This is a genomic window from Streptomyces sp. NPDC051563 (assembly GCF_044454225.1).
GTDB lineage: Bacteria > Actinomycetota > Actinomycetes > Streptomycetales > Streptomycetaceae > Streptomyces.
Genome location: NZ_JBITDL010000002.1, coordinates 162,855 through 189,544, shown reverse-complemented (window position 1 = coordinate 189,544; position 26,690 = coordinate 162,855). Strand labels below are relative to the sequence as shown.

Annotated in this window: 16 protein-coding genes; 6 read left to right on the top strand and 10 right to left on the bottom strand. The window is 73.6% G+C overall.

Features of this window, described 5'->3' with window-relative positions; translation table 11 throughout:
• Nucleotides 1–165: 165 nt before the first annotated feature.
• The 6 genes from ACIA8F_RS03090 to ACIA8F_RS03065 form a co-directional block, all read right to left on the bottom strand.
• On the bottom strand, nucleotides 166–1,998 hold the full coding sequence (locus tag ACIA8F_RS03090) for a GMC oxidoreductase (RefSeq protein WP_399376624.1): 1,833 nt from the start codon (nucleotides 1,996–1,998) through the stop codon (nucleotides 166–168).
• A gap of 48 nt (nucleotides 1,999–2,046) precedes the next feature.
• Nucleotides 2,047–3,675: a succinic semialdehyde dehydrogenase gene (locus ACIA8F_RS03085; RefSeq protein WP_399376397.1), complete on the bottom strand. Its 1,629-nt coding sequence runs from the start codon at nucleotides 3,673–3,675 to the stop codon at nucleotides 2,047–2,049.
• 136 nt (nucleotides 3,676–3,811) lie between these two features.
• The gene (locus ACIA8F_RS03080) at nucleotides 3,812–5,617 is read right to left on the bottom strand and encodes a serine/threonine-protein kinase (RefSeq protein WP_399376396.1); all 1,806 of its coding nucleotides are present in this window, start codon (nucleotides 5,615–5,617) and stop codon (nucleotides 3,812–3,814) included.
• Between the two features lie 114 nt (nucleotides 5,618–5,731).
• Complete coding sequence (locus ACIA8F_RS03075) at nucleotides 5,732–9,112, bottom strand: hypothetical protein (RefSeq protein ID WP_399376395.1); 3,381 nt, start codon at nucleotides 9,110–9,112, stop codon at nucleotides 5,732–5,734.
• 117 nt (nucleotides 9,113–9,229) lie between these two features.
• Complete coding sequence (locus ACIA8F_RS03070; RefSeq protein WP_399376394.1) at nucleotides 9,230–11,896, bottom strand: protein kinase; 2,667 nt, start codon at nucleotides 11,894–11,896, stop codon at nucleotides 9,230–9,232.
• A gap of 149 nt (nucleotides 11,897–12,045) precedes the next feature.
• Nucleotides 12,046–13,776 (bottom strand): glycerol-3-phosphate dehydrogenase/oxidase, encoded by a 1,731-nt coding sequence (locus ACIA8F_RS03065; protein WP_399376393.1) that lies wholly within the window; start codon nucleotides 13,774–13,776, stop codon nucleotides 12,046–12,048.
• 365 nt (nucleotides 13,777–14,141) lie between these two features.
• Here ACIA8F_RS03065 and ACIA8F_RS03060 point away from each other — a divergent pair, with 365 nt between their 5' ends.
• The 5 genes from ACIA8F_RS03060 (at nucleotide 14,142) to ACIA8F_RS03040 (ending at nucleotide 20,917) form a co-directional block, all read left to right on the top strand.
• Nucleotides 14,142–15,371: a nucleotide sugar dehydrogenase gene (locus ACIA8F_RS03060; protein WP_399376392.1), complete on the top strand. Its 1,230-nt coding sequence runs from the start codon at nucleotides 14,142–14,144 to the stop codon at nucleotides 15,369–15,371.
• Nucleotides 15,372–15,521: 150 nt separating this feature from the next.
• A complete protein-coding gene (locus ACIA8F_RS03055) occupies nucleotides 15,522–16,073 on the top strand; it encodes a hypothetical protein (protein ID WP_399376391.1) in 552 nt (183 codons plus the stop codon).
• 214 nt (nucleotides 16,074–16,287) lie between these two features.
• Complete coding sequence (locus ACIA8F_RS03050) at nucleotides 16,288–17,256, top strand: hypothetical protein (RefSeq protein ID WP_399376390.1); 969 nt, start codon at nucleotides 16,288–16,290, stop codon at nucleotides 17,254–17,256.
• A 10-nt stretch (nucleotides 17,257–17,266) separates the two neighbouring features.
• A complete protein-coding gene (locus ACIA8F_RS03045; protein ID WP_399376389.1) occupies nucleotides 17,267–19,060 on the top strand; it encodes a M16 family metallopeptidase in 1,794 nt (597 codons plus the stop codon).
• 153 nt (nucleotides 19,061–19,213) lie between these two features.
• Nucleotides 19,214–20,917: an insulinase family protein gene (locus tag ACIA8F_RS03040; RefSeq protein ID WP_399376388.1), complete on the top strand. Its 1,704-nt coding sequence runs from the start codon at nucleotides 19,214–19,216 to the stop codon at nucleotides 20,915–20,917.
• Nucleotides 20,918–21,197: 280 nt separating this feature from the next.
• On the opposite strand, the gene ACIA8F_RS03035 is transcribed toward ACIA8F_RS03040, so the two are convergent.
• From ACIA8F_RS03035 to ACIA8F_RS03020, 4 genes are all read right to left on the bottom strand, one after another.
• Nucleotides 21,198–22,322, bottom strand: coding sequence for a GuaB3 family IMP dehydrogenase-related protein (locus ACIA8F_RS03035; protein WP_383952118.1), 1,125 nt, complete (start codon nucleotides 22,320–22,322; stop codon nucleotides 21,198–21,200).
• Nucleotides 22,323–22,478: 156 nt separating this feature from the next.
• Nucleotides 22,479–23,993, bottom strand: a complete 1,515-nt coding sequence (guaB, locus tag ACIA8F_RS03030; RefSeq protein ID WP_399376387.1) for an IMP dehydrogenase — start codon at nucleotides 23,991–23,993, stop codon at nucleotides 22,479–22,481.
• 125 nt (nucleotides 23,994–24,118) lie between these two features.
• Entirely contained in the window at nucleotides 24,119–24,748 is a 630-nt protein-coding gene (locus ACIA8F_RS03025; protein ID WP_399376386.1) for a sigma-70 family RNA polymerase sigma factor, read from the bottom strand.
• A gap of 392 nt (nucleotides 24,749–25,140) precedes the next feature.
• On the bottom strand, nucleotides 25,141–25,752 hold the full coding sequence (locus ACIA8F_RS03020) for a response regulator transcription factor (RefSeq protein WP_003948568.1): 612 nt from the start codon (nucleotides 25,750–25,752) through the stop codon (nucleotides 25,141–25,143).
• Between the two features lie 380 nt (nucleotides 25,753–26,132).
• Here ACIA8F_RS03020 and ACIA8F_RS03015 point away from each other — a divergent pair, with 380 nt between their 5' ends.
• Entirely contained in the window at nucleotides 26,133–26,468 is a 336-nt protein-coding gene (locus tag ACIA8F_RS03015; protein WP_399376385.1) for a WhiB family transcriptional regulator, read from the top strand.
• The last annotated feature ends 222 nt before the right edge of the window (nucleotides 26,469–26,690 follow it).

The following is a 26,690-nucleotide window of genomic DNA, read 5'->3' as shown; positions in this document are numbered from 1 at the left end:
TGGTTGCCCTGCTCACCCTGTGACGGACGCCACATCTCCGGCGCCGGATTTCCCTACAACCATCCGGGCCGGACGGCTGTCTTGCTTGTAGTTCGGCGGGTACCGCGCTCGGAGGGGGAGTGCGGTGCCCGCCGAAGTCATGTGGCGGGCACCGGTCGCCACCGGCTATTCGGCGGGGGCCGCCGAGCGCGGCGGAACCTCCGGTACCGCCAGGAACGGCAGGCGCAGCGCCCCGAAGGCCTCCTTCGGCACGGCCGGACGGACCGGTTCCACGGCCGCCAGGCGGGTGTAGGCCGCCCCCTGCTCCGGGCGCGGGTCGTGGTCGCCGTTGTTCGGCCAGTAGGACATCGCCCGTTCCGCCTGTGCGGTGATCGTCAGCGACGGGTTGACCCCGAGGTTCGCGGAGACCGCCGAGCCGTCCACGACCGAGATGCCCGGGTGTCCGTAGAGCCGGTGGTACGGGTCGACCACGCCCTCCGCGGGCGAGGCGCCGATCGGGCAGCCGCCGAGGAAGTGCGCCGTCAGCGGGGTGCCCATCAGCTCGCCGACGTTGCTGCCCGCGAACCCGTTGATCTCCTCGGCCAGCAGGGTCGCCGCCTGCGTGGCCTCGGCGATCTGTACGGGGTTGGGCGCGCCGTGGCCCTGCCGGGCGGTGAGCAGGCCCTTTCCTATGCCGCCGGGCTTGCGGTAGGTGGTCAGGGAGTTGTCGAGGGACTGCATGACCAGGCCGATGATGGTCCGCTCCGACCAGCGCCGGTTGGACAGCGAGCGCAGCAGTTGCACGGGGTGGCGGGCGGTGCGTCCGAACCAGGCGCGGACCCGGTGGCCGGAGTAGGGCACCTGGAGGATGGTCATGAACCCCATCGCGTTGGAGCCCTTGCCGTAGCGCACCGGTTCGATGTGCGTGTCGGCGTTGGGGTGCACCGAGGAGGTGATGGCCACGCCCCGCGTGAAGTCGGCCCGCTTGTCCTTGCCGTGCCGCTTGCGGTAGCGGCGGTCGTCGGTCTGCGCGCCTACGAGGCCTTCGGAGTTGGTCCGGGTCAGGTCGCCGAGCCGGTCCGAGAGGCGGGGCAGCTCGCCTCGGTCCTTCATCGTGTGCAGGAGGGTCTGGGTGCCGTACGTGCCCGCCGCGACGACCACGTAGCGGGCGCGCAGCACCGTGGGCGCGGCGCGGCGGCGGCCCTCGGTGGGGACGGTGCGGACGCGGTAGCCGCCGTCGGGGTGGTCGGAGAGGGCGGTGACCGTGGTCATGGGGTGGATGACGGCGCCGGCCCGCTCCGCGAGGTGCAGGTAGTTCTCGTTGAGGGTGTTCTTCGCGCCGTGCCGGCAGCCGGTCATGCACTCCCCGCACTCGGTGCAGGCCTTGCGGCTCGGGCCGGCGCCGCCGAAGTACGGGTCGGCGACCTCTTCGCCGGGGCGGACCTTGCCCTGGCCCTCGGCGTCCTCGCCGTCCCCGAAGAAGACGCCGACCGGGGCCATGTGGAAGGAGTCCGCGACGCCCATCTTGGCGGCGGCCGCCTTCAGGTGGACGTCGGAGGGGGTCTCCGTCGGGTTGAGCCGGACCCCCAGCATCCGCTTGGCCTGGTCGTAGTAGGGGGCGAGCTCGTCCCGCCAGTCCGTGATGGACGCCCACTGCCGGTCCTCGAAGAAGGCGGTGGGGGGCACGTAGAGGGTGTTGGCGTAGTTGAGGGAGCCGCCGCCGACCCCGGCGCCCGCGAGGACCATCACGTTGCCGAGGAGGTGGATGCGCTGGATCCCGTACAGGCCGAGGGCCGGGGCCCACAGGTAGTTGCGCAGGTCCCAGCTGTTCTTCGGCAGGCTCGCGCGGGTGAACCGGCGGCCTGCCTCCAGGACGCCGACCCGGTACCCCTTCTCGGAGAGCCGCAGCGCCGAGACCGACCCTCCGAAACCCGATCCGATGACGATGACGTCGTAGTCGTAGTCGTACGACACTGCGGTGCCTCCCGAACGGAACGGACTGGCGGAGCGGACTGGCAGGGCGAACTGGCCCGGCGGACTGGCGGAACGGCGGAACGGCGGAACGGACTAGCGGAGCCGGAACGCCTTCATGACCTGGAGGCTGCGGGTCATGAACGCCGCGTACTTCTCGTCGTCCATCCCGAACGAGGGGCCCATCGGCAGCAGCCGCTGGTGGGCGACGGTCTGCGCCTCGGTGTACTTGAGGATGCCCTCGGAGCCGTGGCGGCGGCCGAGGCCGGATTCCTTCATGCCGCCCATGGGCGCCTGGGCGCTGCCGTAGGCCGGGGCGTAGCCCTCGTTGATGTTGACGGTGCCGGTGCGCAGGCGGGCGGAGACGGCGTGGCCGCGGCGGGCGTCCTTCGTCCACACACTGGAGTTCAGGCCGTACGGGGTGCCGTTGGCCTCCTCGATGACCGCGTCCTCGTCGGTGAAGCGGTAGATGGAGACGACCGGGCCGAAGGTCTCCTCCCCGCACACCGCCATCGCGGTCTCGACGCCGTCGAGGATGGTCGGCTCGTAGAAGAGCGGACCGATGTCGGGGCGGGCGATGCCGCCGGTGACGAGGGTGGCGCCCTTGGCCACGGCGTCGTCCACGTGCCGCTGTACGGCGGTCAGCTGGCGTTCGCCGGCCAGGGAGCCCATGTCCGCGCCGTAGGCGAGGGAGGAACCGAGGCGCATGGCCTTCGTACGGGCGGCGAACCGGGCGACGAACTCGTCGGCGATCGAGGCGTGCACGTAGAGCCGCTCGATGGAGATGCAGAGCTGGCCCGCGGAGGAGAAGCAGGCGCGGACGGCGCCGGCGGCGGCCTTCTCCACGTCGGCGTCGCGCAGGACGAGCATGGCGTTCTTGCCGCCGAGTTCCAGGGAGGCGCCGACCAGGCGGGCGGCCGCGCCCTGGGCGACCTCGCGGCCGGTACGCGTGGAACCGGTGAACGAAACGTAGTCGGCGTGGCGGACCACCTCGGGGCCGACGACCGGGCCCTCGCCGATGACGATCTGGAACACCTCGGCCGGCAGGCCCGCCTCGATCATCAGGTCGCGGGCCCACAGGGCGGTGAGCGCGGTCTCGGTGTCGGGCTTCATCACGACGGCGTTGCCCGCGACGAAGGCGGGCAGGGCGTCGCCGATGGACAGTTCGAGCGGGTAGTTCCAGGGGGCGATCTGGCCGATGACCCCGCGCGGCTGACGCAGCTCGGTGACCTTGGTGAGGGTGGGCATGGCGCCCGTGTGGCCCTTGGGGCGCAGGTACGAGGGGGCCTTGCGGCCGTAGTGCCGGGCCGCGATCGAGACGGCCTGCACCTCCTCGTGGGCGTGCAGGCGGGCCTTGCCGGTCTCCAGCTGGATCAGGTCGAGCACCTCGGCCTGCCGGGACAGGACCAGGTCGTGGAAGCGCAGCAGTACGGCGGCCCGGGCGCGGACGGGCACGGCGGCCCAGGCGGGCTGCGCGGCGCGGGCCGCGGCGAAGGCGGCCGCCACGTCGTCGGGGGTGGCCTCGGGGAGCTCCGCGAGCCGGTCCCCGGTGAAAGGGGTGTGGTTGGCGGTGCGGCCGGAGCCGGTCACGCCGCGGGTCAGCCGGGCGACCAGTTCGGGGGTCACCACGTCGGCGGCGCTCCGGGCGCCGGCCGGGGCGGGGGCGACCGGGTTGGTGGGCTGCGGGGCGCTGCGGAGGGGGGCCGGGGCCTGCGTGTCCGTCATGGGCGTGAGCGTATTCCGCCCGGGGGTGCTTTGGGTACCCGCCGGTAACCGGATTTTGCCATTTCCGCCAGTGATCACTGGCAGGATGGCGGATTCCGGGCCCCGGAGAGGGAGGCCTGCGCCGCGGACCCGGATTTCAGCGGGCCGGGGCCGGCTCCCAGCCGCTGAGCACGATGTCGAACTGCTCCCGGGTCGTGTCCCAGTCCGCGACCGGACCCGACATGTACACCGCGTACTCGGTGCCGTCCGGTGCGTAGTACATCTGCTCGATGGCCCGCCGGGGGCCGGTGAACGCCCCGGTCTTCTCCGTCCAGACGAACTCCCACAGGGCGGACTTGACCTGCCCCCGGAAGGTGTTCGGGTGCAGGATCAGGCGCTCGTAGTCGGAGCGCTTCTGCACCTGCTTCTCCAGGTCCAGCACGTGTGCGTACGGATCCTTGAACGTCGGCCTGGGGTCCTTGGCGATCCGGATGAAGTGCTTGCCGCCGTCCTTGGTGTAGTCGATCTGCGAGCCGTCCTCCCGGCGCTTCCAGCCGTCGGGGACGAAGAGGGCGAAGCCCTCCTTGTCCACCACCTTCGACCAGCCCGCCGGCGGGGTCTTCGCCGCCTGCTCCTTGGCGTCCCCGGCGCCGGACGAGGATCCGGCCGAGGTGTCCGGCGAGCCGGCCGTGCGGCCCGGGATCCCGCCGTCCGTGGCCGAGTCGCTGGTGTACTTCAGGATCCCGAACACCCCGCCGCCGCCGAGCAGCGCCGCCACCACGGCGACGACCGCGGCCCGCCTGATCCGGCCGGGGGCGCCGGCGTCCTGGCGGCCCGGCGCCAACGGTCCGCCGGGTCCGTGCGGTCCGCCGGGTCCGGCCTGTCCGCCCGGTCCGGCCTCGGACCGGGTGGCGAAGGCCGGCTCCGGGGCCGTGCCCGTCTCCGGGGGCCGGCCCTGCCCCTGGCCCTGCCTGTGGCCCTGGTTCTGCTGCTGGTGCCGGCCGTGCTGCTGGTGCTGGCCGTGCTCGCCTCCGCCGGGCAGCTCGTACGTGTCCGCCTGCTCGTTCCGGGCGGCGCCCAGCTCCTCGGAGCCCATCGCGCGCGTGGGTACGTACGCCTGCGCCGCCCTCGGCTCGCGGCCCTCCATCGCCTGCAGGAACATCTGCTCGGCCTCGTCGGCCGTCGGCCGCTTCGCCGGGTCCTTGCGCAGCAGCGCCGTGATGACCGGGGCCAGCGCGCCCGCGTGGGTCGGGGCGGGCGGCTCCTCGTTCACCACGGCCTGGAGGCTGGAGATGGGCGAGGTCCGGCGGAAGGGCGAGCGGGCCTCGACGGCCGTGTACAGCGTCGCGCCGAGCGACCACAGGTCGGAGGCCGGGTCGGGGGAACCGCCGGTGACCCGTTCGGGGGCCAGGTAGTCGATGGAGCCGATGAGTTCACCGGTGCGCGTGATGGAGGAGTCGCCCTCGATCGCGGCGATGCCGAAGTCGGCGAGCATCACCCGCCCGTCCTTGGCGAGCATCACGTTGCCCGGCTTCACGTCCCGGTGCAGGACGCCGACCGCGTGCGCGGCGCGCAGCGCGCCCAGCACGTGCAGCCCGATGCGGGCCGCCTCGCGCGGTTCGATCCGGCCGGCCGTCTTCGCCGCGTCCGCGAGGGAGGGGCCGTCGATGTACTCCATGACGATCCAGGGCCGGTCGTCGTGTTCCAGTACGTCGTGGACCGTGACGACGGCCGGATGCTGGATCCGGGCCGCGGCCCGGGCCTCCTTCTGCGTCCGGGCGTGCAGGACGTCCCGGTCGGCCTGGGCGACGTACAGACCCGCCGTCAGTTCCTTGACGGCGACCGTCCTGTGCAGCAGCTCATCGTGTGCGCGCCACACCTTGCCCATGCCGCCCCTGCCGATGGACTCCACGAGCCGGTACCGGCCCGCGAGCACCGCACCCGCACCTGTCTGCTGTTCCACGAATCCCCGCCGCTCTGTGCACTTCCGGTCAGACTACGGAGATCGCGGGCGGCGGCGGAACCACTCGGCGGCGGTTGGGCCGCACTGTGACGCAATCGCCGTACTGATACCGCGTCAGCCGCCGCTCTTGTAGCTGGCCGTCGCCTGCTCGAAGATCTCGGTGACCTTGCCCTCCTGGTCCTGCGGGCCGGTGACCATGACGACGTGGTAGGAACCTCCGAGCGCGACGACGAAGTTGCGGGCCACGACGGAACGGCCGGTGCCGTCGATCCAGGTGTACCGGCCGGTGACGCGGAGCTGGTTGCCGACCTTGGTGGACCTGATGTCGCTGACGCTGGACCAGGTGGAGGAGCGGTACGGAGCCAGCTCGGGCTCCTTGTCCTTCTGGTAGGTGGCCGGGTCGGGGTTGCCCTCGACCTTGTCCCGGCCGGGGACGACGATCAGGACGAAGGCGCCGTCCGTGTACCGGACCTGACCCGACTCGTTCATTCCGCGGCGCTCCCAGCCGTTCGGAACGTTGATCGAGAAGTGCTCGGCGTCCTGCTGGGCCGTGTACCCGGACGGAGCGGGGGCGTTGGTCTGCGGAGCGGGCTTGGACTCGGGCGGGTTCGCGGAGGGGCTCGGCGACTGACCGGACCCGCTCGGCTTCGGGCTCGGGCCGGTGCTGCGCCCCGGGCTGTGCGAGGCGGACGTGGACGGCGGCTTCATACCCGCGGCCTTCTGCCCGCCCTGCGGATCGGCGGAGCGGGGCATGAAGAACAGGGCGTAGGCCACGGCTCCCGAGAGCAGGACGAGGATGCCCAGTAACAGGGAACGCCCCAGCGAGCGCGGCTTGCGGGGGTGTTCGGCGCCGCGGGCGCTGCGGTGGCGGCCGTGCAGGTCGGCCCGCCGCCGTACGACGGGCAGCCTGGCCGGATCCTCCACCACCGGCGGCAGCATGGCGAAGCCGCCGTCGGGCTCCGGAGCGGACCGCACGAGGGAGCGCAGCCAGCCGCGGAGCTCCTCGAAGTCGGGCCGCTCAGTCGGGTCCTGACGCAGCAGGGACTCCACGATCGGGCGCAGCGGACCACACTCCTCGGCGAAGGCCGGGGGCTCGGCGCACACCATTTCCACCAGCTCGGCGACGCTGTCCTCGGGGTACGGGGCATGCCCCTGCACGGCCCGGTACAGCAACGCACCCAGCCCCCAGAGGTCGGTGGCCGGCCCGACGGGTGCCGCCAGCTGCCACGGCCCGTGCACGGCCTGCGCCTGCTCGGGAGCCCACCGCTCGGTGACGGCCCCGACCACGGCCATCCGCGTCTGCCGCGCCCGCTCCGCATCGAGCCCGCTCCGCGGCCCGCTCCCCCACCCGGCACCGGCACCGGCACGCACCGCCCCCTGCTGCGGCCCCGGCCCGCCGGCCCCGGAGGCCACCGGATAACCGGCGGCACCCTGCGGGCCGGGCTGGCCGTAGGCATCGCGCCCGGGGGCCGCCTGATGTCCGGCACCGCCCTGCGGGCCACCTTGCGGGCCGGTCCCGATCCCGGTCCCGGTCTGCGGACCGGGACGGCCGTAGGCGTCGCGCCCGGGGGCCGCCGGGTATCCGGCACCGCCCGGGTGGTCGCCCTGCGGGCCGGGGCGGCCGTAGGCGCCCGGCGGGTGTCCGGAGCCGCCTTGCGGGCCGGTCCGGCGGCCGTCCTGCCCGTACCCGGTGGCGCCCTGCGGACCCGGGTGCCCGTACCCGCCGGCCTCGGGCGGCGCCGCGTATCCGGCGGCGTTCGGCGGGCCGGCCTGCGGGCCGCCCGGGCCGAGCTGGGGCTGCCCGCCGTATCCGGCGCCGTCCCGCCCGGCCTGCTGGCCGAAGCCCGCCTGGTCCTGCTGCCCGTCGCCCGGCCCGGGCACCGCGTTGCGCTCCGTGCCCTCCGGCGCCGCCTGCTGCGCGGGGGCCTGGCCGTCAGCGGGGGCGTCCGCCTGCTGGTAGCCCTGGGGCAGGGCGAGTTGCGCGGGCAGCGCGGCACGGGCCGGCGGCTCCGCCCCGGCCGGGGGCAGGGCCTGGCGGCGCGGGGTGGCGCCGTGCCAGCTCGCACCGGTCTCGGGGCCGCCGTACGGGTACGAGTACCCCTGCGGCACCTTCGACCCCTGCGGCCTCGGCTCCGCTTCCGGCTCCGGCGCGGGCTCCGAACCGGCCTTGCGCTGCTCGGTGATCCGCGCGGCCGCCTGGGCCCCGGCCCGGTACGCGGCGATGGCCCCGGCCCGCGCAGCGGCCTTCAGGTCGGGCCGCTCCGCAGCGGAACCCGGGGTACCGGCCCCTGGGGCGCCGGCCGCACCGGCAGCCCCAGCGGTACCGGAAGGGGCGTGGGTGCCGGGCCCACCGGAAGTACCGTGCACCTCAGGGCCGCCGAGGGCACTCGGAGCGCCCGGAACACCGGAGTTGCCGGGCTCGGCCGCATCGGGACCGTTCAGGGTCCCGGGGCTTATGTGGTCCCGGTAGCGCGGCCCGGTGTCGTACCCCGGAGCCACGAGCGGCGCGTACTCCGCCGCGTGCCCGCCCGACCGGGCGGCCGCAGCCGCACCGCCCCCGCCGTCCCGCCCGGAACGCTCCGCGGATCCGTCCCCGTAACCGTCGCCGTAGGCGTCTCCGTACGCGTCCCCGTACACCTCGCCGTAGCGGTCGCCGGGCACCCCGCCCTGCTGTCCACCGACGGATCCCGCGCCGGGTCCGGGCAGTTGCCCGGGAAGCCGCCCGTATCCACCAGCCGCCGCCGGCCCGCCCCGGACACCGCCGACGGGCCCCGCGCCCGCCCCGGGCCCGGCCAAGGCCTCGGGGCCGTACCCACCCGCATACCCGCCCGCGGACCCGTCTTCGGATCCGTCCACGGATCCCCCGCCCGGCCAGGGCAAGGCGGGGTGGTCCGTACCGTCCTGCGGCGGGACCGGGTCGTACCCGCACAGGGCGTCCTCCGCCGCCCCCGCCGCCAGACCCGTCAGGACGACGCGCCCGTCCTCGCAGATCAGTACCGTCCGCATGGTGATGTTGCGGTGCGTCCACCCGTGCGCGTGCAGCACCCGCAGAGCGGTCAGCACGTCCGCCGCCACCTCCGCCGCCCGGTACGGACTCAGCGGTTCGTCGGCGATCAGCGCCGCCAGCGGTCTGGCCGGGACGAGTTCGCTCACGATCCAGAGCGACCCGCCCTCCGCGAACACGTCGAAGACCTGGTCCAGCCGCGGATGGTCCGGCACGGACGCCGCCGCCTGCGCGGCCTCGATCGCCCTGCGCACGGCGGGCAGTTCACCGTGCGGGACGCGCCGGCCCCCGGTCACCGCCGGCGGACCGCCGCCCCGCGTGCCGTCCAGCAGTTCCGCGTCGACGACCTCCGGCAACGGCACCTGCCGTACGAGCACTTCCTGGCCGCTGCGCGTGTCGAAGGCCCGGGTCTCGATCAGTTCGTAGGCATCGGACGGCGGCAACGGCAGACGGTAGCGCTCGGCCAGGATCCGGCCCGCGTAGTCCTCCACATCGCCTCCCCCGAGAGCTGCGGGCCCGTCCCCCAGGCCCCGCTGACACGATACGACGCCCAGGGCGCCCGCGTCCCGGCCCTGGCGAGGCTGACCCCGGCCCGCGCGGAACCGGTATCAGCCCAGGGGCTGGAAGGTGCCGAACGCCGTGGTGCGCAGTTCCGTGCATTCCGCCGCGTCCCACTGGTCGGCGCGGCAGCTGATCATGATGGCGTAGCCGTGCGTCGCGTCCATCCTGAACCCGCGGTCGAGCACCCGGACCCGCTCGCCCCGCTGGTCACGCTCGAACTCCCAGTCCGCGACGGTCGGGTACCCGCGGTACTCGACCTTGTCCAGGCGCAGCAGCTTGTAGTTGCTGCTGCTGCCCGCCACGGCCGGAGCCAGTTCCAGCCAGGCGGCGCGGGCGTCTTCCCTCGGCGAGCTGTTGAAATCGATCTGCACGCGCGGGAAACCGCCGTCGCGGCTGTAGATGACGCCGGAGTTCTTGCCCACCACGCCGGTCTGCTTGAAGCCCGAGGGCAGGCCCATCGCGAAGTGGAAACCGGGGTCGTTGACCTGGGCGTACCCGGGCGGGAGACCGGGCAGCGCGCCTCCGGGCGTGGAGCCCTGACCCTGGCCGGGGTCGGCGCCCGAACCGGGCGACTGGCCCGGGTCCGGCGACGCGGCCCCTCCCCCGGACCCCTCGCCGGTCTTGGGCGAGGGCGAGGGCGAAGCCGGGGGCGGGGTCGGTGAACCGGGCGCGGGGCTCGACGCGGCGGCCTTGCCGCCGCCCTTGCCGTCCTTCGGGGCACCGCCCTTGTCGTCGTCGCCGCTGACGGCGTACGCGACGATCGAGCCGATGACGGCGAGCGCAATGACCACGCCGGCTATCGCGAGCGCGATGGTGCGGCGCGGCATGACGTCGGTGAGGGGGGCGGCGACGGGCGCCGGGCGCGGCGCCGGCGCCTCGGCTGCGGTCGCGGCCGCGGCGGCCGAAGCGGCGGCGCTGGCGGCCGCTGCCTTGCGGGCCGACTTCAACGCCGCGCGGGCGCGCTCCCGCTGCTCGCGCTCGCGGCGCTCGCGTTCCTTCTTCTCCGCCTTCTCCGCGGCCTTGGCCGCCTTGTCGGCGGCTGCCTGCTCAGCGGCGTCCCGGGCCTCGGCCAGGGATATCTGCCGGGTCTCCTCGGCGCTCGGCGCGGCTACGGGGGCCGGCGGCTCGGGCGCCTCGATCACCGCGGTGAGCATCGCCCGCGCGCGGTCGTCGTCGAGCCGGTGGGCGGGGTCCTTGACCAGGAGGCCGTAGATGACCTCGGTCAGCGGGCCGGCGTTCTTGGGCGGTTCGACGGGCTCGGTCATCACCGCGGTGAGCGTCGCGAGGGCGGACCCCTTGTCGTACGGGGGAACCCCCTCGACGGCGGCGTACAGCAGGCCGCCGAGCGACCACATGTCGGCCGGCGGGCCGGGACGCTGACCGCGGGCCCGCTCGGGCGAGATGTACGAGGGCGCGCCGACGAGCATGCCGGTGGAGGTGACGGAAGGGTCGCCCTCGACCTGGGCTATGCCGAAGTCGGTCAGGACCACACGGCCGTTGCCGCGGTCGGCGAGGAGCACGTTGGAGGGCTTCACGTCCCGGTGCAGGATGCCCTGGCGGTGGGCGGCACGGAGCACGTCGAGAACGGCGAGGCCGACTTCCGCGGCACGGCGGGGGGTCAGGGGGCCGCTCTCGCGGATGAACTCCGCGAGGGAGGGGCCCTCGATGAGTTCCATGACGATCCACGGCCGGCCGTCCTCGTCGACGACGTCGTAGACGGTCACCGCGCCGCCGCTGCGGATCCGGGCGATCGCCTTCGCCTCGCGGAGGGTGCGGGTGATCAGGCGGCGCTTCTCGTCGTCGTCGACGCCGCTGCCGAAGCGGAGTTCCTTGACGGCGACGGTGCGGCCGAGGGTCTCGTCCTCGGCGCGCCAGACGGTGCCCATGCCGCCCTTGCCGAGGACGTCACCGAGCCGGTACCGGCCTGCGAGCAGCCGGCCCTCGTCGTGGGGACCCTCTTCCGCCTTGGCCGCGGCGGCCTTCACCGCGGCGGCCACCTCGTCGGCCTTGCTCACGGCGGTGGGCTTCGCCTCCTCGGCCCCACCGTCCGCGCGCCCGACGGCAGCCTTCCGCAGCTCGGCCTTCACCCCGGCCGGCTTCGCGTCCTCGGACCCGGCCTTCACCCCGGCAGGCTTTGCGACCTCGGGCTCGGCAGGCTTCCGCAGCTCCGCCTTCGCACCCGCAGGCTTCACGTCCTCAGGCTCGGCAGGCTTCGCGTCCTCAGGCTCAGCAGACTTCGCGTCCTCGGGCTCAGCAGGCTTCGCATCCTCGGGCTCAGCAGGCTTCGCATCCTCGGGCTCAGCAGGCTTCGCGTCCACGGGCGTCGCCTTCACACCCGCAGGCTTCGCGTCCTCGGGCTCGACCCCGCCGACGGCCTTGGCCGCAGCAGGCGTCCGCTGCTCCGATTTCCGCAGCTCCGGCGTCCGCGGCTCCGACGCCGACTCCGGCCGCGCCACGGCAGCGCCGGGCTTCGCGTCCTGCGGTTCGGCCGCCCCGGCGGCTTCGGGCACAGCCGGGGGCACGGCCGCCGCGGCAGGCTTGGCAGCAGCCTTCACGGCAGGCTTCGCGGCCGGCTTCCCAGCCGGCTTCGCCGCGGCAGCGCGCTTCGCGGCTCCCGCCGCGGGCTTCGGCTCCGTCGGGGGTGCAGCCGGAGGCACCGGCGATCCCGTCCCGACAGACGGCTCCGGCGACTCGGTGTGCTCCGGCTTCGACATGCGTCCCCTCTGCGTTCGTGCCGCCTGCTCCGGTTGCCCTGGCAGCGGCCGGGGTGCCCGGTAACCCGCCCCGGCAGAACCCTCATTGTCCCTTACTCCGCAACGGACGGGAGCCCCGGGTCCACGGTTCCGCCCGCGAAGTGACGGAGTTACAACGGCACGATGTCCGGCGCCCCCAGCCGCGCCGCGTCCGCCGTCTGATCGTCCGGCTGGCGCTGCGATTCCCGTTCCGCCTGCACCCTCTTCTCGTAGTGTTCCACTTCTTTCTCGATCTGCTGCTCGTCCCAGCCCAGGACCGGAGCCATCAACTCCGCACACTCGCGCGCCGATCGCGTCCCCCGGTCGAAGGTCTCGATCGAGATCCGCGTGCGCCGGGTCAGCACGTCGTCCAGGTGCCGCGCCCCCTCGTGCGAGGCCGCGTAGACCACTTCGGCGCGCAGGTAGTCGTCGGCGCCGGTGAGCGGCTCCCCGAGGGTGGGATCCGCCGCGATCAGGGCCAGTAGTTCCTCCGTCAGCGAGCCGTAGCGGTTCAAGAGGTGCTCCACCCGCACCACGTGGAGCCCCGTCCGTGCGGCGATCCGCGCCCGGCCGTTCCACAGGGCCCGGTACCCCTCGGCGCCGACCAGCGGCACGTCCTCCGTCACGCACGGCGCCACCCGCTGGTCGAGGCCGTGCACCGCCTCGTCCACCGCGTCCTTGGCCATCACCCGGTACGTCGTGTACTTGCCGCCGGCGACCACCACCAGTCCGGGCACCGGGTGCGCCACCGTGTGCTCGCGGGACAGCTTGCTCGTCGCGTCCGACTCCCCGGCCAGCAGCGGCCGCAGGCCGGCGTAGACCCCCTGGACGTCGTCCCGGGTGAGCGGGACCGCGAGCACCGAGTTCACGTGCTCCAGCAGGTAGTCGATGTCCGCGCTCGACGCCGCCGGGTGCGCCTTGTCCAGGTCCCAGTCGGTGTCCGTGGTGCCCACGATCCAGTGCCGGCCCCACGGGATGACGAAGAGCACCGACTTCTCGGTCCGCAGGATCAGCCCGGTCGAGGAGTGGATCCGGTCCTTGGGAACGACGAGGTGGATGCCCTTGGAGGCCCGTACGTGGAACTGGCCGCGCTCCGCGATCAGCGCCTGGGTGTCGTCCGTCCACACCCCCGTGGCGTTCACGATCTGCTTCGCCCGGATCTCGTACTCCCCGCCGCCCTCCACGTCCCGCACCCGCGCGCCGACGACCCGCTCGCCCTCCCGCAGGAAGCCGACGACCCTCGCCCGGTTGGCGCACTGCGCGCCGTACGCGGCGGCCGTCCGGACCAAGGTCGCCACGTACCGCGCGTCGTCCATCTGGGCGTCGTAGTACTGCAGGGCGCCCACCAGCGCGTCCTTGCGCAGCGCCGGCGCGATCCGCAGCGCGCGCTTGCGCGAGAGGTGGCGGTGCGTGGGCAGCCCGCGCCCGTGGCCGCTGGAGAGCGACATGGCGTCGTACAGCGCGACGCCGGAACCGGCATAGAACCGCTCCCAGCCCTTGTGCTGCAACGGATAGAGGAACGGCACCGGCTTCACCAGGTGAGGGGCGAGCCGCCCCAGCAGCAGGCCGCGCTCCTTGAGCGCCTCCCGCACGAGGGCGAAGTCGAGCATCTCCAGGTATCTGAGCCCGCCGTGGATGAGCTTGCTGGAACGGCTGGAGGTGCCCGAAGCCCAGTCCCTGGCCTCGACCAGTCCGGTCGCCAGGCCCCTGGTCACGGCGTCGAGGGCGGTGCCCGCGCCCACCACGCCGGCCCCGACCACCAGCACGTCCAGCTCCCGCTCGGCCATGGCGGCGAGCGCCTCGGCCCGCTGCCCGGGCCCCAGCGCGGCCCGCCCGCCGCGTCCCCCCGTCCCGGCCCCCATCCCGGCACCCATCCCCGACCCTGCCCCTGCCCCTGCCCCTGCCCCTGCCCCTGCCACGGTCCCTGCCCCAGTCCCAGTCATCACGGCTGCCTGCCTCCCGTTGACGCGGGTCGCCCCGTCCGTCCTGTGCGGTCGTCCCACCCGTCGTGGGGGTGATCCCGCTCACATCGCCCGTTCATGATTCTCACCGGCCGCACCCACATCAGCCACCGCCTGTGGATAACACGGAGGCGACCAAGACCCCTGAATACGACATATCTGTCATATATACGCCTAGTCTGACATTGCGCCAGCTTTCCTCCGCCACAGGAGTTGCGCGCTCCGCCCCCTCATGCATGTCAGGGAAGGGAAGGGACGGCACCCCCATGCCCGCAGATCTCGCCGTCATCGGACTCGGCCACCTCGGCCTCCCGCTCGCCCAGGCAGCCGTGGCCGCCGGGATCGAGACGGTCGGCTACGACAGCGGTCCGGCGACGGACTCCACCCTCACCGCCGCGGAGATCCGCCGCATGTCGGCGGCCGGCTTCCGGGTCACCACCAACCCCGCCGAACTCGGCCGGGTCCGCACGGCCGTCATCTGCGCCCCGACCCAGCTCGGTGCCGACCGCGCGCTCGACCTGACGGCAGTCGGCGAGGCCGGCCGCACGCTCGCCGCCCGGCTGCGGCCGCACACCACCGTCATCCTCGAATCGGCGGCCCACCCCGGCGTCACCGAGGACTACCTGCGCCCGATCCTCGAATCGGGCTCCCGTCTGCGCGCCGGCCGGGACTTCCACCTGGCCTACTCCCCCAGCCGCCTCGACCCCGGCAACCGCACGCACGGCATCTCCAACACCCCCAGGGTCATCGGCGGCCTCACCCCCGCGTGCACCGAGTCCGCGCACGCCTTCTACGCCCGCCTGACCGAGAAGGTGGTCCGCGCCCGCGGCCTGCGCGAGGCCGAGACGGTCCAGCTCCTGGAAACCAACTACCGGCACGTCAACATCGCCCTCATGAACGAGATGGCCGTGCTCTGCCACGACCTCGGCGTGGACCTGTGGGACGTCATCCGGTGCGCCGAGACCAAGCCGTACGGGTTCCAGGCCTTCCGCCCCGGCCCCGGAGTCGGCGGCCACGGAGTCCCCCTCGACCCCAACTACCTCCCCCACACCACCCGCACCCCGGGCCACCCCCTGCGCATGGTCGGCCTGGCGCAGGAGATCAACGACCGGATGCCGCAGTACGTCATCCAGCGCAGCGCGACCCTCCTCAACGAGCACGGCAAGTCCGCGCGCGGCGCCCGCGTCCTCCTGCTGGGCGTCACCTACAAGCCGGACCTGGCCGACCAGGAGGGCTCCCCGGCGCGCGAGATCGCCAGCCGGCTCCTCGACCTCGGCGCGCTGATCAGCTACCACGACCCGTACATCGCCGGATGGCGCGTCAGGGACCAGCCCGTCCCCCGTGCCGAATCGTTGTACGAGGCCGCGGCCAACGCCGATCTGACGATCCTGCTCCAGCACCACCGCACCTACGATCTGCAAGGCCTGGCGGTCAAGGCCCAGTTGCTCCTGGACACCCGCGGCGCCAGCCCGGCGGGCGCCGCACACCGCCTCTGAACCGTGACCCCCACACACGGCCCGCCCGACCGAATCCCCTCCACGGATGTCACAGCCTGCTGCTAGCCTGCGGCGACTTATCTCGCGCATACACCCCCACGTCAGCCGTGCGGGTCCCGTGTGCCCAAAATCCCTGGGGGGGATTTCTCCATGAGCCAGCAGTTCCAGCCGCCCGCACCCGACGCCACGCCCAACTCCGCGGCCCCGGCCCCGGGCCCGTCCGGCGCCGACTTCCTGGCCCCGGCCCCGTTCCCGGCCCAGAGCGGTGCCTCGTTCCTGGCCCCGGCCCCGGCCCGCCCCGGCAACGTGGGCCTCGGCATCCTCGCCGCGTTCGTCGCGGCGCTGGCCGCCGCGGCGGCGTACGGCGGCATCATGAACGCCATCGACCGCGAGATCGGCTACGCGGCGGCCGGCGTCGGCGCCCTGGTCGGCTTCGCGGCCGGCAAGCTCGGCGGCCGCAACCCGGTCCTGCCGGTCGTCGGCGCGGTCCTCGCCGTCGTCTCCGTCTTCCTGGGCGAGCTGTTCTTCTACGCGCTCGCGGTAGGCGGCGCGGCCGGCGTCGGCCTGGGCGAGGTGCTGAGCTCGCTCGGCGTCTCCGGCCTGATCGACATCTGGAAGGAGGACGCGGACTTCATGAGCGTCCTCTTCCTCGCCCTCGGCGCGTTCGCCGGATTCAGCACCGCCAAGAAGATCGGCGACTGAGGCAGCCCCTCGCTCCCCGCCCGTACCCACCCCGGGACCACCGGACCGGGTACGGGTACGGGTACGGGCACGCGCGCGGACCGGATCCACGCAGCAGGCGGCGCCGTCCGCCTCCCGCACCCCGTCCGACCAACCGATCCCATGATCGGGTCCCGTCGGGCCCCCGGCCTCAAATCCCTGTCGCCCGCGCGACCGCCGGTCATATGATCCGCGCGTGTCCGCTCACCTCCCGCTCGGCCGGCCCGTGTACGAACCCGCCGACCGCATCCCCGCCCTCGCCGACCTGCGCGCCCACGTCCACCGTCAGGACTGGGACGCCGTCGCCGCGGCCTTCGCCGCGCTCGGCGACGAGGACGACCGCGCCATCGCCAGTCGGGTCGTCGGCGAACAGCACAACGCCGAAACGTTCCTCAACGGAGCCATGGCCCAAGACCCCGGGGATCCGCTCGTGCGGAGCCTGCTCGCCGAGCGGCTGATCCGGCTCGGCTGGGGCCTGCGGACCAGCGCACGCGCCCACGACGTACCGGCGGGGCGGTTCCAGCAGTTCCACGGCTACCTGCGGCGCGCCGAGCTGCTCCTCATCGACGTCTGCGCCGAACACCCCCGGTACGCCCTCGCCTGGTACCTGCGCACCACCACCTCCCGCGGCCTCGAACTGGGCCTCGGCGAGACCCGGCGCCGGTACGAGCGGCTCGCCGAGCACCACCCGCACCACTACGCGGGCCAGCAGCAGCTCCTCCAGCAGCTCTGCCCCAAGTGGGGCGGCACCTGGGAGGCCGCGCACTCCTTCGCCGCGCAGTGCGCGCGGACGGCGCCGCCCGGCGCCCCGGCCGGGGCCCTGGTGGCCATCGCCCAGCTGGAGCAGTACGCGGACGCGCGGGACGGCAGTGACGCACGGCGCGGGGAGAAGTACCTGGCCGCCCCCGAGAACCGTGCGCAGCTGCTGGCCGCGGCCCGGCACTCGGTGCTCCACCCCGACGCCCGGGCCGGGGCGTACGCCCACACCGACGCCCACAACGCCTTCGCCGCCGCCCACAGCGCGGCCGCCCGACCCGCGGACGCGGCCCCGCACTTCCGTGTCCTGGGCGACCGCGGGAGCACCTTCCCGTGGAACTACCTGGGCTTCGGGGACCACACGACCGAGTTCGTCCGCCACCGCAAGACCGCCCTGGCAACGGGCTGAAGGGCACACGATGACCACCGGAACACGCCCCGAGCCCGAGCCCGCCACCGCAACCGCCGCCAAGGCCAGTGCCACCGACACCGACACCGACACCGACACCGACGGCATCCTCACCACCACGGTGGACGGCATCCGCACCGTGGTCCTGGCGGCGCCGCGCCCCGGCCCCCTCTCCGCCGGGCTCCTCTTCCGCGTCGGCAGCGCCGACGAGACCCTCGCCACCAGCGGCATCACCCACCTCGTCGAGCACCTCGCCCTGCACCGCCACGGCCTGAGCGACCTGCACTACAACGGCGCCACCGCCGCCGCCCACACCCACTTCCACGTCACCGGCACCCCGGCGGACGTCGTCGCCTACCTGAACGGCGTCTGCGCCGCCCTGCGCGACCTCCCCATGGACCGGCTGGACACCGAGAAGGAGATCCTGCGCACCGAGGCGGCCGGCACGTCCGCCGGCCCGGCCCACGCCGCGGCCGTATGGCGGTACGGGCCGCGCTCCTACGGCCTCGCCGCCTACCCCGAGTTCGGCCTCCGGAAGATCACCGAGCACGAGGTGCGCGACTGGGCGCGGACCCGGTTCACCAGGGAGAACGCCGTCCTGTGGATCGCCGGCGACACCGTCCCCGAAGGCCTCGACCTCGATCTGCCCGCCGGTGAGTGGCGCCCCGCGCCCGAGGCGACCTCCGCCCTGCCGAGGACGCCCGCCTGGTTCCGCGGCGGCGACGGCGGGGTCTGCCTGACCGCCGTGGTGCCCCGCACCACCGCAGCGACCCTGTTCGCCGGGGTGCTGGGCAAGGAGCTCTTCCGCGAACTGCGCCAGAAGGGCGGGTACTCCTACACGGCGGCCGCCGACTACTCCGTCCGCGACGCCGGCCACGCGACGGTCGTCGCGTACGCCGACGCGCTCCCCGAGAAGCAGGACGCACTGGTCGGCGCCTTCGTGGACGTCTTCGCGAAGCTCCGCGCCGGCCGCATCGAGCAGGGCGACCTGGACGCCGTACGGGCCTCCGCGCTGAGCCGCTTCGACGTCCCCGACCTCGCCGCGGCCTGGCTGCCCGGCCAGGCCGCGGACCTGCTGCTCGGCCACCCGCGGCTGACCACCGCCCGGGCCCGGGCGGAGATCGAGGCGGTCACCGTCGAGGACCTGCGGGATGTCGCCCGCGCCGTCTGGGCGGACGCCCTGATGCAGGTGCCCGACCGGGCCGTGGACTGGGCGGGGCTGACGGCCGCCCCCTGCGAGTCGGCGGACGTCGTCACCGGACGGCGCCATCCGGCGACGGGGGACGAGGCGGTGGCCCTGATCGTGGGCGACGAGGGCATCAGCCTGGTCGCTCCGCACGGCCGGGCCACCGTGCGGTACGCCGAGTGCGTCCTGATGCGGAGCTTCCCGGACGGGGCCCGGCACCTGATCGGCCCCGACGGGATCTCCCTCACCGTCGAGCCGACGCTCTACCGGATCCACCCGTCCGACCTGGCCGTGATCGACGGCTCCGTCCCGGCGTCGGCGGTGGTCGCGATGGAGCCCCGCGACCCCGCCCTGATCCCGCGACCGGTCAAGCCCGATCTCGCCACGGCGTGGAGGGACCCGCGCGCCTGGCCGGTGACCGCGGCCATCTGGACGCTGGGCGTCCTCACCGCCGCCCTGGCCGTCCTCACCTGCGTGCTCGCCTTCCAGGCGACCGACCGGTCCATCCCGGCGGGCGACCAGGACTGGCGCCCGGTCAAGGCCGCCGCCCTCGTGACCGCGGGCGCCGCCGCCCTGTGCGTCACCCAGGTGCGCCGCCGGGAGCGCGGCCGGGCCTGATCGGGCGGGCCTGATCGGGCGGCCCCGCACCCGAGCCCACCGCAGGCCCCGCCCCCGCGCCCGCCGCAGGGCCCGTCCCCGTCCCCGAGCCCACCGATCCCCGACGCGCGCCGCACCACCCCACGATGGCCCCCGCACGGGCCGAGGAGCAGCATGATCACCGAGAGCACCGTCGACGGAGTCCCCGTGCTCCTCGCCCACCAGCCCGGCCCGGTCACCGCCGGGCTGCTGTTCCGGGTCGGCAGCGCCGACGAGACCCTCGCCACCAGCGGCATCACCCGCCTGGTCCACCGGCTCGCCCTGCACCGGCTCGGCCCGGGCGACCCGCCCGGCGAGGACGGCACGGCGCCCGCCTCGACGTTCACCCTGTTCCGGATCACCGGCACCCCCGCCGAAGTGGCGGCCCACCTGAGCGGTGTCTGTGCCGCGCTGCGCGACCTCCCCGTGGAACGGCTGGAGACCGCGAGGGAGATCCTGCGCACCGCGCCCGCGGACCGCTCCCCCGGCGCCGCTCAGGCGGTCCGCCGCTCCGCCCAGTGGCGCTACGGTTCCCGCTCCTACGGGCTCACCGGCTACGCCGAGGTCGGGCTCCCGCACCTCACCGCGGAGCAGGTGCGCGACTGGGCCCGTACCCGTTTCACGGCCGGGAACGCCGTCCTGTGGATCACGGGCGACACCGTCCCCGAGGGCCTCGGCCTCGCCCTGCCCGCCGGCGGCCGGCACCCCGCGCCCGAGCCCGCCTCGGCCCTGCCCGTCCTGCCCGCCCGGTTCCAGGGCGAGGCGGGCTCGGTCACGCTGACCTCCGTACTGCCGCGCTCCACGGCCGCGCGCCTGCTGACCGGGGTCCTCGGCCGGGAGCTGCTGCGGGAACTGCACCGGGACGGCGGGTACGCGTACACGGCGACCGCGGAGTACCTGCCGCGCGACGCCGGCTCCGCGACGGTCGTCGCCCACGCCGAGGCTCTCCCGCAGCACCAGGACGCGATGGCCGGCGCCTTCGTGGACGTCCTCGCGAAGCTCCGCGCGGGGCGCGTCGACCCGTCCGCCCTGGAAGCCGTACGGGCCTCCGCGCTCGCGCGGCTCGACCCCCCCGGGCTCGCCGCGGCCCGGCTCCCGGGCCGGGCCGCGGACCTGCTGCTGGGCCGCCCCCACCGCACGGCCGCCGAGGAGCGGGCCGCGATCGAGGCGGTCGGCGCGCAGGACCTGCGGGAGGCCGCGCACACCCTGTGGGCAACCGCCCTGGTACGGGCGCCCCGCGGGAGCCTGGACGGGGCCGGTCTCGCGACCGCGCCCACCGGGTCCGCGCAGGGCGTTCCCGGGCGGGCGTACCCGGCCCTGGAGGATCCCGGCACGGTCCTCACGGTGGGCGCCGAGGGGGTGTCCCTGGCCGGCCCGGCCGGCCGGATCACCGTCCGCCACGCCGAGTGCTCCCTGGTGCAGGCCTACCCGGACGGCGCCCGCCACCTGGTCGGCCACGACGGGTTCACGCTCACCGTCGAGCCGGCCCGCTTCGGGATCACCGCGGCCGAACTGGCCCCGCTCGACGCGGGCATCCCCCCGTCCGCGTTCCTCTCCATGCCGTCCCGCTCCCCCGCCCCCATCCCGCGCACCGCCCCACTGGCCACGGCCCCGGCCCCTGCCCCGGCGCCCTGGTTCACCGTCCTGCTCTGGGTGCTCGGCCTCCCGGGCCTCGTCATCGGAGCGTCCGTGCTGTTCCTCGGCCTGGTCATGGGCGACGAGCACGGGCAGATCGCCTCGGACAACGCCTGGTTCCTGTTCCGGTGGCTGCTCGTCGCGGGCGCTTCCCTGATCCCCTGGGCCGTCTGCCTGAGGCTCCGCACCTCGGGCAGGAAGTAGTCGGCCGACAGCGGAGCAATTCCTGCCGCTTTCCGCCCGAACCTGCTCTGACCAGGCACGATGTAATGCGATCGACGTCAATCAGCGGCTCGAATTCGGCCCTGCTGAGGTGTGGGCGGGCGCCCTGATACAGGCACCCGGCCGGGACGTGGAGTGGGCGGGCCCCGCCCGCGCACCGCAGGACTCTGGGCACCGCCCAGCGCGGCCCGGGCACCGGACAGCCGGAGGGCCGGCACCCCGGGCGGGGTGCCGGCCCTCCGGCCTGCGTACGGAAGAACCGTCAGCGGCTGTGCTGCGAGTCCGCGATGGTGACCTCGACCCGCTGGAACTCCTTGAGCTCGCTGTAGCCGGTGGTGGCCATCGAGCGGCGCAGCGCGCCGAAGATGTTCATCGAGCCGTCCGGGGAGTGCGACGGGCCGGTGAGGATCTCCTCGGTGGTGCCGACCGTGCCGAGGTCGACCTTCTTGCCGCGCGGCACGTCCTCGTGGACGGCCTCCATGCCCCAGTGGAAGCCCTTGCCGGGCGCGTCCGTGGCACGGGCCAGCGGGGAGCCCATCATCACGGCGTCGGCGCCGCAGGCGACGGCCTTCGGGATGTCGCCGGACCAGCCCACGCCGCCGTCGGCGATGACGTGCACGTAGCGGCCGCCGGACTCGTCCATGTAGTCGCGGCGGGCCGCGGCCACGTCGGCGACGGCGGTGGCCATCGGGACCTGGATGCCCAGCACGTTGCGCGTGGTGTGCGCGGCGCCGCCGCCGAAACCGACGAGGACACCGGCGGCGCCGGTCCGCATCAGGTGCAGGGCCGCGGTGTAGGTGGCGCAGCCGCCCACGATGACCGGGACGTCGAGCTCGTAGATGAACTGCTTGAGGTTCAGCGGCTCGGCGGCGCCGGAGACGTGCTCCGCCGACACGGTGGTGCCGCGGATCACGAAGATGTCCACGCCCGCGTCGACGACGGCCTTGGAGAACTCGGCCGTGCGCTGCGGGGAGAGCGCGGCGGCGGTGACGACGCCGGAGTCGCGCACCTCCTTGATCCGCTGACGGATCAGGTCCGCCTGGATGGGAGCGGAGTAGATCTCCTGGAGACGGCGGGTGGCGGTCTCCTCGTCCAGCTCCGCGATCTCGTCGAGCAGCGGCTGCGGGTCCTCGTACCGGGTCCACAGACCTTCGAGGTTCAGCACGCCGAGGCCGCCGAGCTCGCCGATGCGGATGGCGGTCTGCGGGGAGACGACCGAGTCCATGGGGGCGGCCAGGAACGGGAGCTCGAAGCGGTAGGCGTCGATCTGCCAGGCGATCGAGACCTCCTTCGGGTCCCGGGTACGGCGGCTGGGGACGATGGCGATGTCATCGAACGCGTACGCCCGGCGGCCGCGCTTGCCGCGCCCGATCTCGATCTCAGTCACGTGTGGTGGCCTTTCCTGTGGGTCTGCCCGTCCAGTATCCCCGAACCCCGGCGCGCCGCGTTCCGGTGACCGCTGTACGGACGCACGCACCGGGCACGCCGGAGGGGCGGACCCGTGCGGGCCCGCCCCTCCGGTACTGCCGAACCGCTGCTCCGGTCAGCCCTTGCGGCTGTAGTTCGGGGCCTCGACCGTCATCTGGATGTCGTGCGGGTGGCTCTCCTTGAGCCCAGCCGAGGTGATCCGCACGAAGCGGCCCCGGTCCTGGAGCTCCGGCACCGTGCGGCCGCCGACGTAGAACATCGACTGGCGCAGGCCGCCGACGAGCTGGTGCACGACCGCGGAGAGCGGGCCGCGGTACGGGACCTGGCCCTCGATGCCCTCGGGGATGAGCTTGTCGTCGCCGCCCACGCCCTCCTGGAAGTAGCGGTCCTTGGAGAAGGACTTGCGGTCGCCGCGGGACTGCATCGCGCCGAGCGAGCCCATGCCGCGGTACGACTTGAACTGCTTGCCGTTGATGAAGAGGAGCTCGCCCGGGGACTCCTCGCAGCCCGCGAGGAGCGAGCCGAGCATCACGGTGTCGGCGCCGGCGACGAGCGCCTTCGCGATGTCGCCGGAGTACTGCAGGCCGCCGTCGCCGATGACCGGCACACCGGCCGCCTTGGCGGCGAGCGCGGCCTCGTAGATCGCGGTGACCTGCGGGACGCCGATGCCGGCGACCACGCGGGTGGTGCAGATGGAGCCGGGGCCGACGCCGACCTTGATGCCGTCGCAGCCGGCGTCGATGAGGGCCTGGGCGCCGTCGCGGGTGGCGATGTTGCCGCCGATGACGTCGACCGAGGAGTTCGACTTGATCTTGGAGACCATGTCGCCGACGAGGCGGGAGTGGCCGTGGGCGGTGTCGACGACGATGAAGTCGGCGCCCGCCTCGATCAGGGCCTGGGCCCGCTCGTACGCGTCGCCCGCGACACCGACGGCCGCGCCGACGAGCAGCCGGCCGTCCTTGTCCTTGGCGGCGTTCGGGTACTTCTCGGCCTTGACGAAGTCCTTGACCGTGATGAGGCCCTTGAGGAGGCCGGCCTCGTCGACGAGCGGCAGCTTCTCGATCTTGTGGCGGCGCAGCAGCTCCATGGCGTCCACGCCGGAGATGCCCACCTTGCCCGTGACCAGCGGCATCGGGGTCATGACCTCGCGCACCTGGCGGCTGCGGTCCGACTCGAAGGCCATGTCGCGGTTGGTGACGATGCCGAGCAGCTTGCCCGCCGGATCGGTGACCGGGACCCCGGAGATGCGGAACTTGGCGCAGAGCTCGTCGGCCTCGCGCAGGGTCGCGTCGGGATGCACCGTGATGGGGTCGGTGACCATGCCGGACTCGGAGCGCTTGACCAGGTCGACCTGGTTGGCCTGGTCGGCGATGGAGAGGTTGCGGTGCAGCACGCCGACGCCGCCCTGGCGGGCCATCGCGATGGCCATGCGGGCCTCGGTGACCTTGTCCATGGCGGCGGAGAGCAGCGGGACGTTCACGCGGACGTTGCGGGAGATGAGCGAGGAGGTGTCGATGGCGTCCGGGGACATGTCCGACGACCCGGGGAGCAGCAGCACATCGTCATAGGTGAGGCCGAGCGTGGCGAATTTGTCGGGCATCCCAGTCGAGTCGCTGCCGTTCACAGTCATGACACCTTCCAAGATGGTCTTGCTCAGCGCGGATGTCCATGCTAACGGGATCCCGACGCCTCTCATTCCACCACCAAGATCAAGGCAAAGGTTCGTGGTTTCCTACGAGAAAAACCCCGTACGGCCTACTGCTCGGCGAGCGCACGGAGCCGGCTCAGCGCCCGGTGCTGGGCGACACGCACCGCCCCGGGGGACATTCCGAGCATCTGCCCGGTCTCCTCGGCGGTCAGCCCGACGGCCACGCGCAGCACGAGGAGCTCCCGCTGGTTCTCCGGGAGGTTGGCGAGGAGCTTCTTGGCCCAGGCGGCGTCACTGCTCAGCAGCGCACGCTCCTCCGGCCCCAGGGAGTCGTCGGGCCGCTCCGGCATCTCGTCGGAGGGCACGGCCGTACTGCCCGGATGGCGCATGGCGGCCCGCTGGAGATCGGCGACCTTGTGCGCGGCGATGGCGAAGACGAAGGCCTCGAAGGGGCGCCCGGTGTCGCGGTAGCGCGGCAGGGCCATCAGGACGGCGACGCAGACCTCTTGCGCCAGGTCCTCCACGAAGTGACGAGCGTCACCCGGGAGGCGCGACAGGCGGGAGCGGCAGTAGCGGATGGCGAGGGGGTGCACGAAGGCGAGCAGATCGTGCGTGGCCTGCTCGTCGCCTTCCACCGCACGGCGTACGAGCGCGCTCACGGTGCCGTCGCCGCTGGTGCGGGAGGCGCTGCTGCCGCCTGTGGTCGCGGGTGACCCCGGGGCCTCGTCGTCGCGCATCGGTCCATGGTGCCTTGGTGCCGGGGCATTCGCGGCACTGCGGCCCGTGTTGTGCGTCGAAGCGTTATGCGTCGACGGATTGTGCGGGGTGGGTGCACCGGAACTCATGCTCTGGCCCCTCCCCTCCCGCTCGGCCGAATCGTCCCCGCGGCGACATCTCCAGGATGCGCCACACCCTCAAGCATGCGGCATCGCGCCCGAAGCGACACGTCCCCCGGATTGTGCACCGCCAATCCCCGGTGCGCACCAGGGTGCGGCGGATCCGACGGGAGGAGATTGCGGAGGGCGGCCGGGACCGCGGGAGATTCCCGGAGGGCGGCCGGGCCGGCGGGACCCGGGCGGGCCGGTCCGCCCGCGGCACCGCCGGCCGGTGAGGGCCGGCGGTCGCACGGTCAGCGGACCAGGCCCCAGCGGAACCCGAGTGCCACGGCGTGCGCCCGGTCGGACGCGCCGAGCTTCTTGAACAGCCGGCGGGCGTGGGTCTTGACCGTGTCCTCGGAGAGGAAGAGCTCGCGCCCGATCTCCGCATTGGACCGGCCGTGGCTCATGCCCTCCAGCACCTGGATCTCGCGCGCGGTGAGCGTGGGCGCGGCGCCCATCTCGGCCGAGCGGAGCCGGCGCGGGGCCAGCCTCCAGGTCGGGTCGGCGAGCGCCTGGGTGACCGTGGCCCGCAGTTCGGCGCGCGAGGCGTCCTTGTGCAGATAGCCCCGGGCACCGGCGGCGACCGCGAGGGCCACGCCGTCCAGGTCCTCGGCGACCGTCAGCATGATGATGCGGGCGCCGGGGTCGGCCGAGAGCAGCCGGCGAACCGTCTCCACACCGCCGAGCCCGGGCATCCGGACATCCATCAGAATCAGGTCGGAACGGTCGGCACCCCAGCGGCGGAGGACTTCCTCGCCGTTGGCAGCCGTCGTCACACGCTCGACGCCGGGCACGGTGGCAACCGCGCGACGGAGCGCCTCTCGGGCAAGCGGGGAGTCGTCGCAGACGAGGACGGATGTCATGACCGCCCTCCGCAGCTGCTGATGCGCGTCACCTTGAGCCTCCAGGCTGGTACGTATCGTCACCTGTGCGGTCGATGCCCCCGGACACCTGTCCGAGAACTTCTTGGTTCAACCGCCTTCGCACTCTCAACGATGGTCACTCGAAAGAGTTACGGGTCGGACGGACACCTTCGGCACTCTACGTGAGGAAGCGAACACAAGGCGGGCGCCACTCGCCACATGTCCTCCAGATGACGGTATGCCCTATTTGGCGGCTTTCCTTCCGTTTGGCACGTGTCTGAGGCTAGATTCGCCCATGAGTCATATTTACATCTACTACGACAGTAGGTGTGGAGACATGGACCGTATCCGCCTCAGTACCGGCACCAAGAGGACTACCAATGGCAGATTTCTCCCGCCTCCCCGGACCGAACGCCGACCTGTGGGACTGGCAGCTGCTGGCTGCCTGCCGCGGGGTCGACAGCTCCCTCTTCTTCCACCCGGAAGGCGAGCGGGGCGCGGCCAGGAGCGCGCGCGAGGCCTCGGCTAAAGAGGTCTGCATGCGATGCCCGGTGCGTTCGGAATGCGCCGCGCACGCACTCACCGTCCGCGAGCCCTACGGGGTGTGGGGCGGCCTCACCGAGGACGAACGCGAAGAACTGATGGGCCGCGCCCGCCACCGCCTGATCCCGGCGACGACCGCGATCGGACCGAGCACGCCGATCGCTCCGCACTGACGGGGCTCCACCCGAAACGGCCGAAGGAACGTTTCCTCGCCTCACCGGCCCCCACGGCACCGGCACGCTCCGGCGTGCCGGGCACCTGACAGGGCCGGCCCCCTGACCGGGCTGCCACCCGACCGGCCGTACCGCCGTACGGTCCTTCGAGTGGCGGCCCCGTCCGGCCACCCGGCCCAGCGGGCGCCCGAGCCATGGGCGCCCGGCTTCAGTGCCCGGCCG

Coding starts and splice junctions, on each gene's coding strand:
- ACIA8F_RS03085 (WP_399376397.1), bottom strand. CDS start 3,675: ATGACGGACACGCAGGCCCCGGCCCCCCTCCGCAGCGCCCCGCAGCCC.
- ACIA8F_RS03070 (WP_399376394.1), bottom strand. CDS start 11,896: ATGTCGAAGCCGGAGCACACCGAGTCGCCGGAGCCGTCTGTCGGGACG.
- ACIA8F_RS03065 (WP_399376393.1), bottom strand. CDS start 13,776: ATGGGGGCCGGGACGGGGGGACGCGGCGGGCGGGCCGCGCTGGGGCCC.
- ACIA8F_RS03060 (WP_399376392.1), top strand. CDS start 14,142: ATGCCCGCAGATCTCGCCGTCATCGGACTCGGCCACCTCGGCCTCCCG.
- ACIA8F_RS03055 (WP_399376391.1), top strand. CDS start 15,522: ATGAGCCAGCAGTTCCAGCCGCCCGCACCCGACGCCACGCCCAACTCC.
- ACIA8F_RS03045 (WP_399376389.1), top strand. CDS start 17,267: ATGACCACCGGAACACGCCCCGAGCCCGAGCCCGCCACCGCAACCGCC.
- ACIA8F_RS03040 (WP_399376388.1), top strand. CDS start 19,214: ATGATCACCGAGAGCACCGTCGACGGAGTCCCCGTGCTCCTCGCCCAC.
- guaB (WP_399376387.1), bottom strand. CDS start 23,993: ATGACTGTGAACGGCAGCGACTCGACTGGGATGCCCGACAAATTCGCC.
- ACIA8F_RS03025 (WP_399376386.1), bottom strand. CDS start 24,748: ATGCGCGACGACGAGGCCCCGGGGTCACCCGCGACCACAGGCGGCAGC.
- ACIA8F_RS03020 (WP_003948568.1), bottom strand. CDS start 25,752: ATGACATCCGTCCTCGTCTGCGACGACTCCCCGCTTGCCCGAGAGGCG.
- ACIA8F_RS03015 (WP_399376385.1), top strand. CDS start 26,133: ATGGCAGATTTCTCCCGCCTCCCCGGACCGAACGCCGACCTGTGGGAC.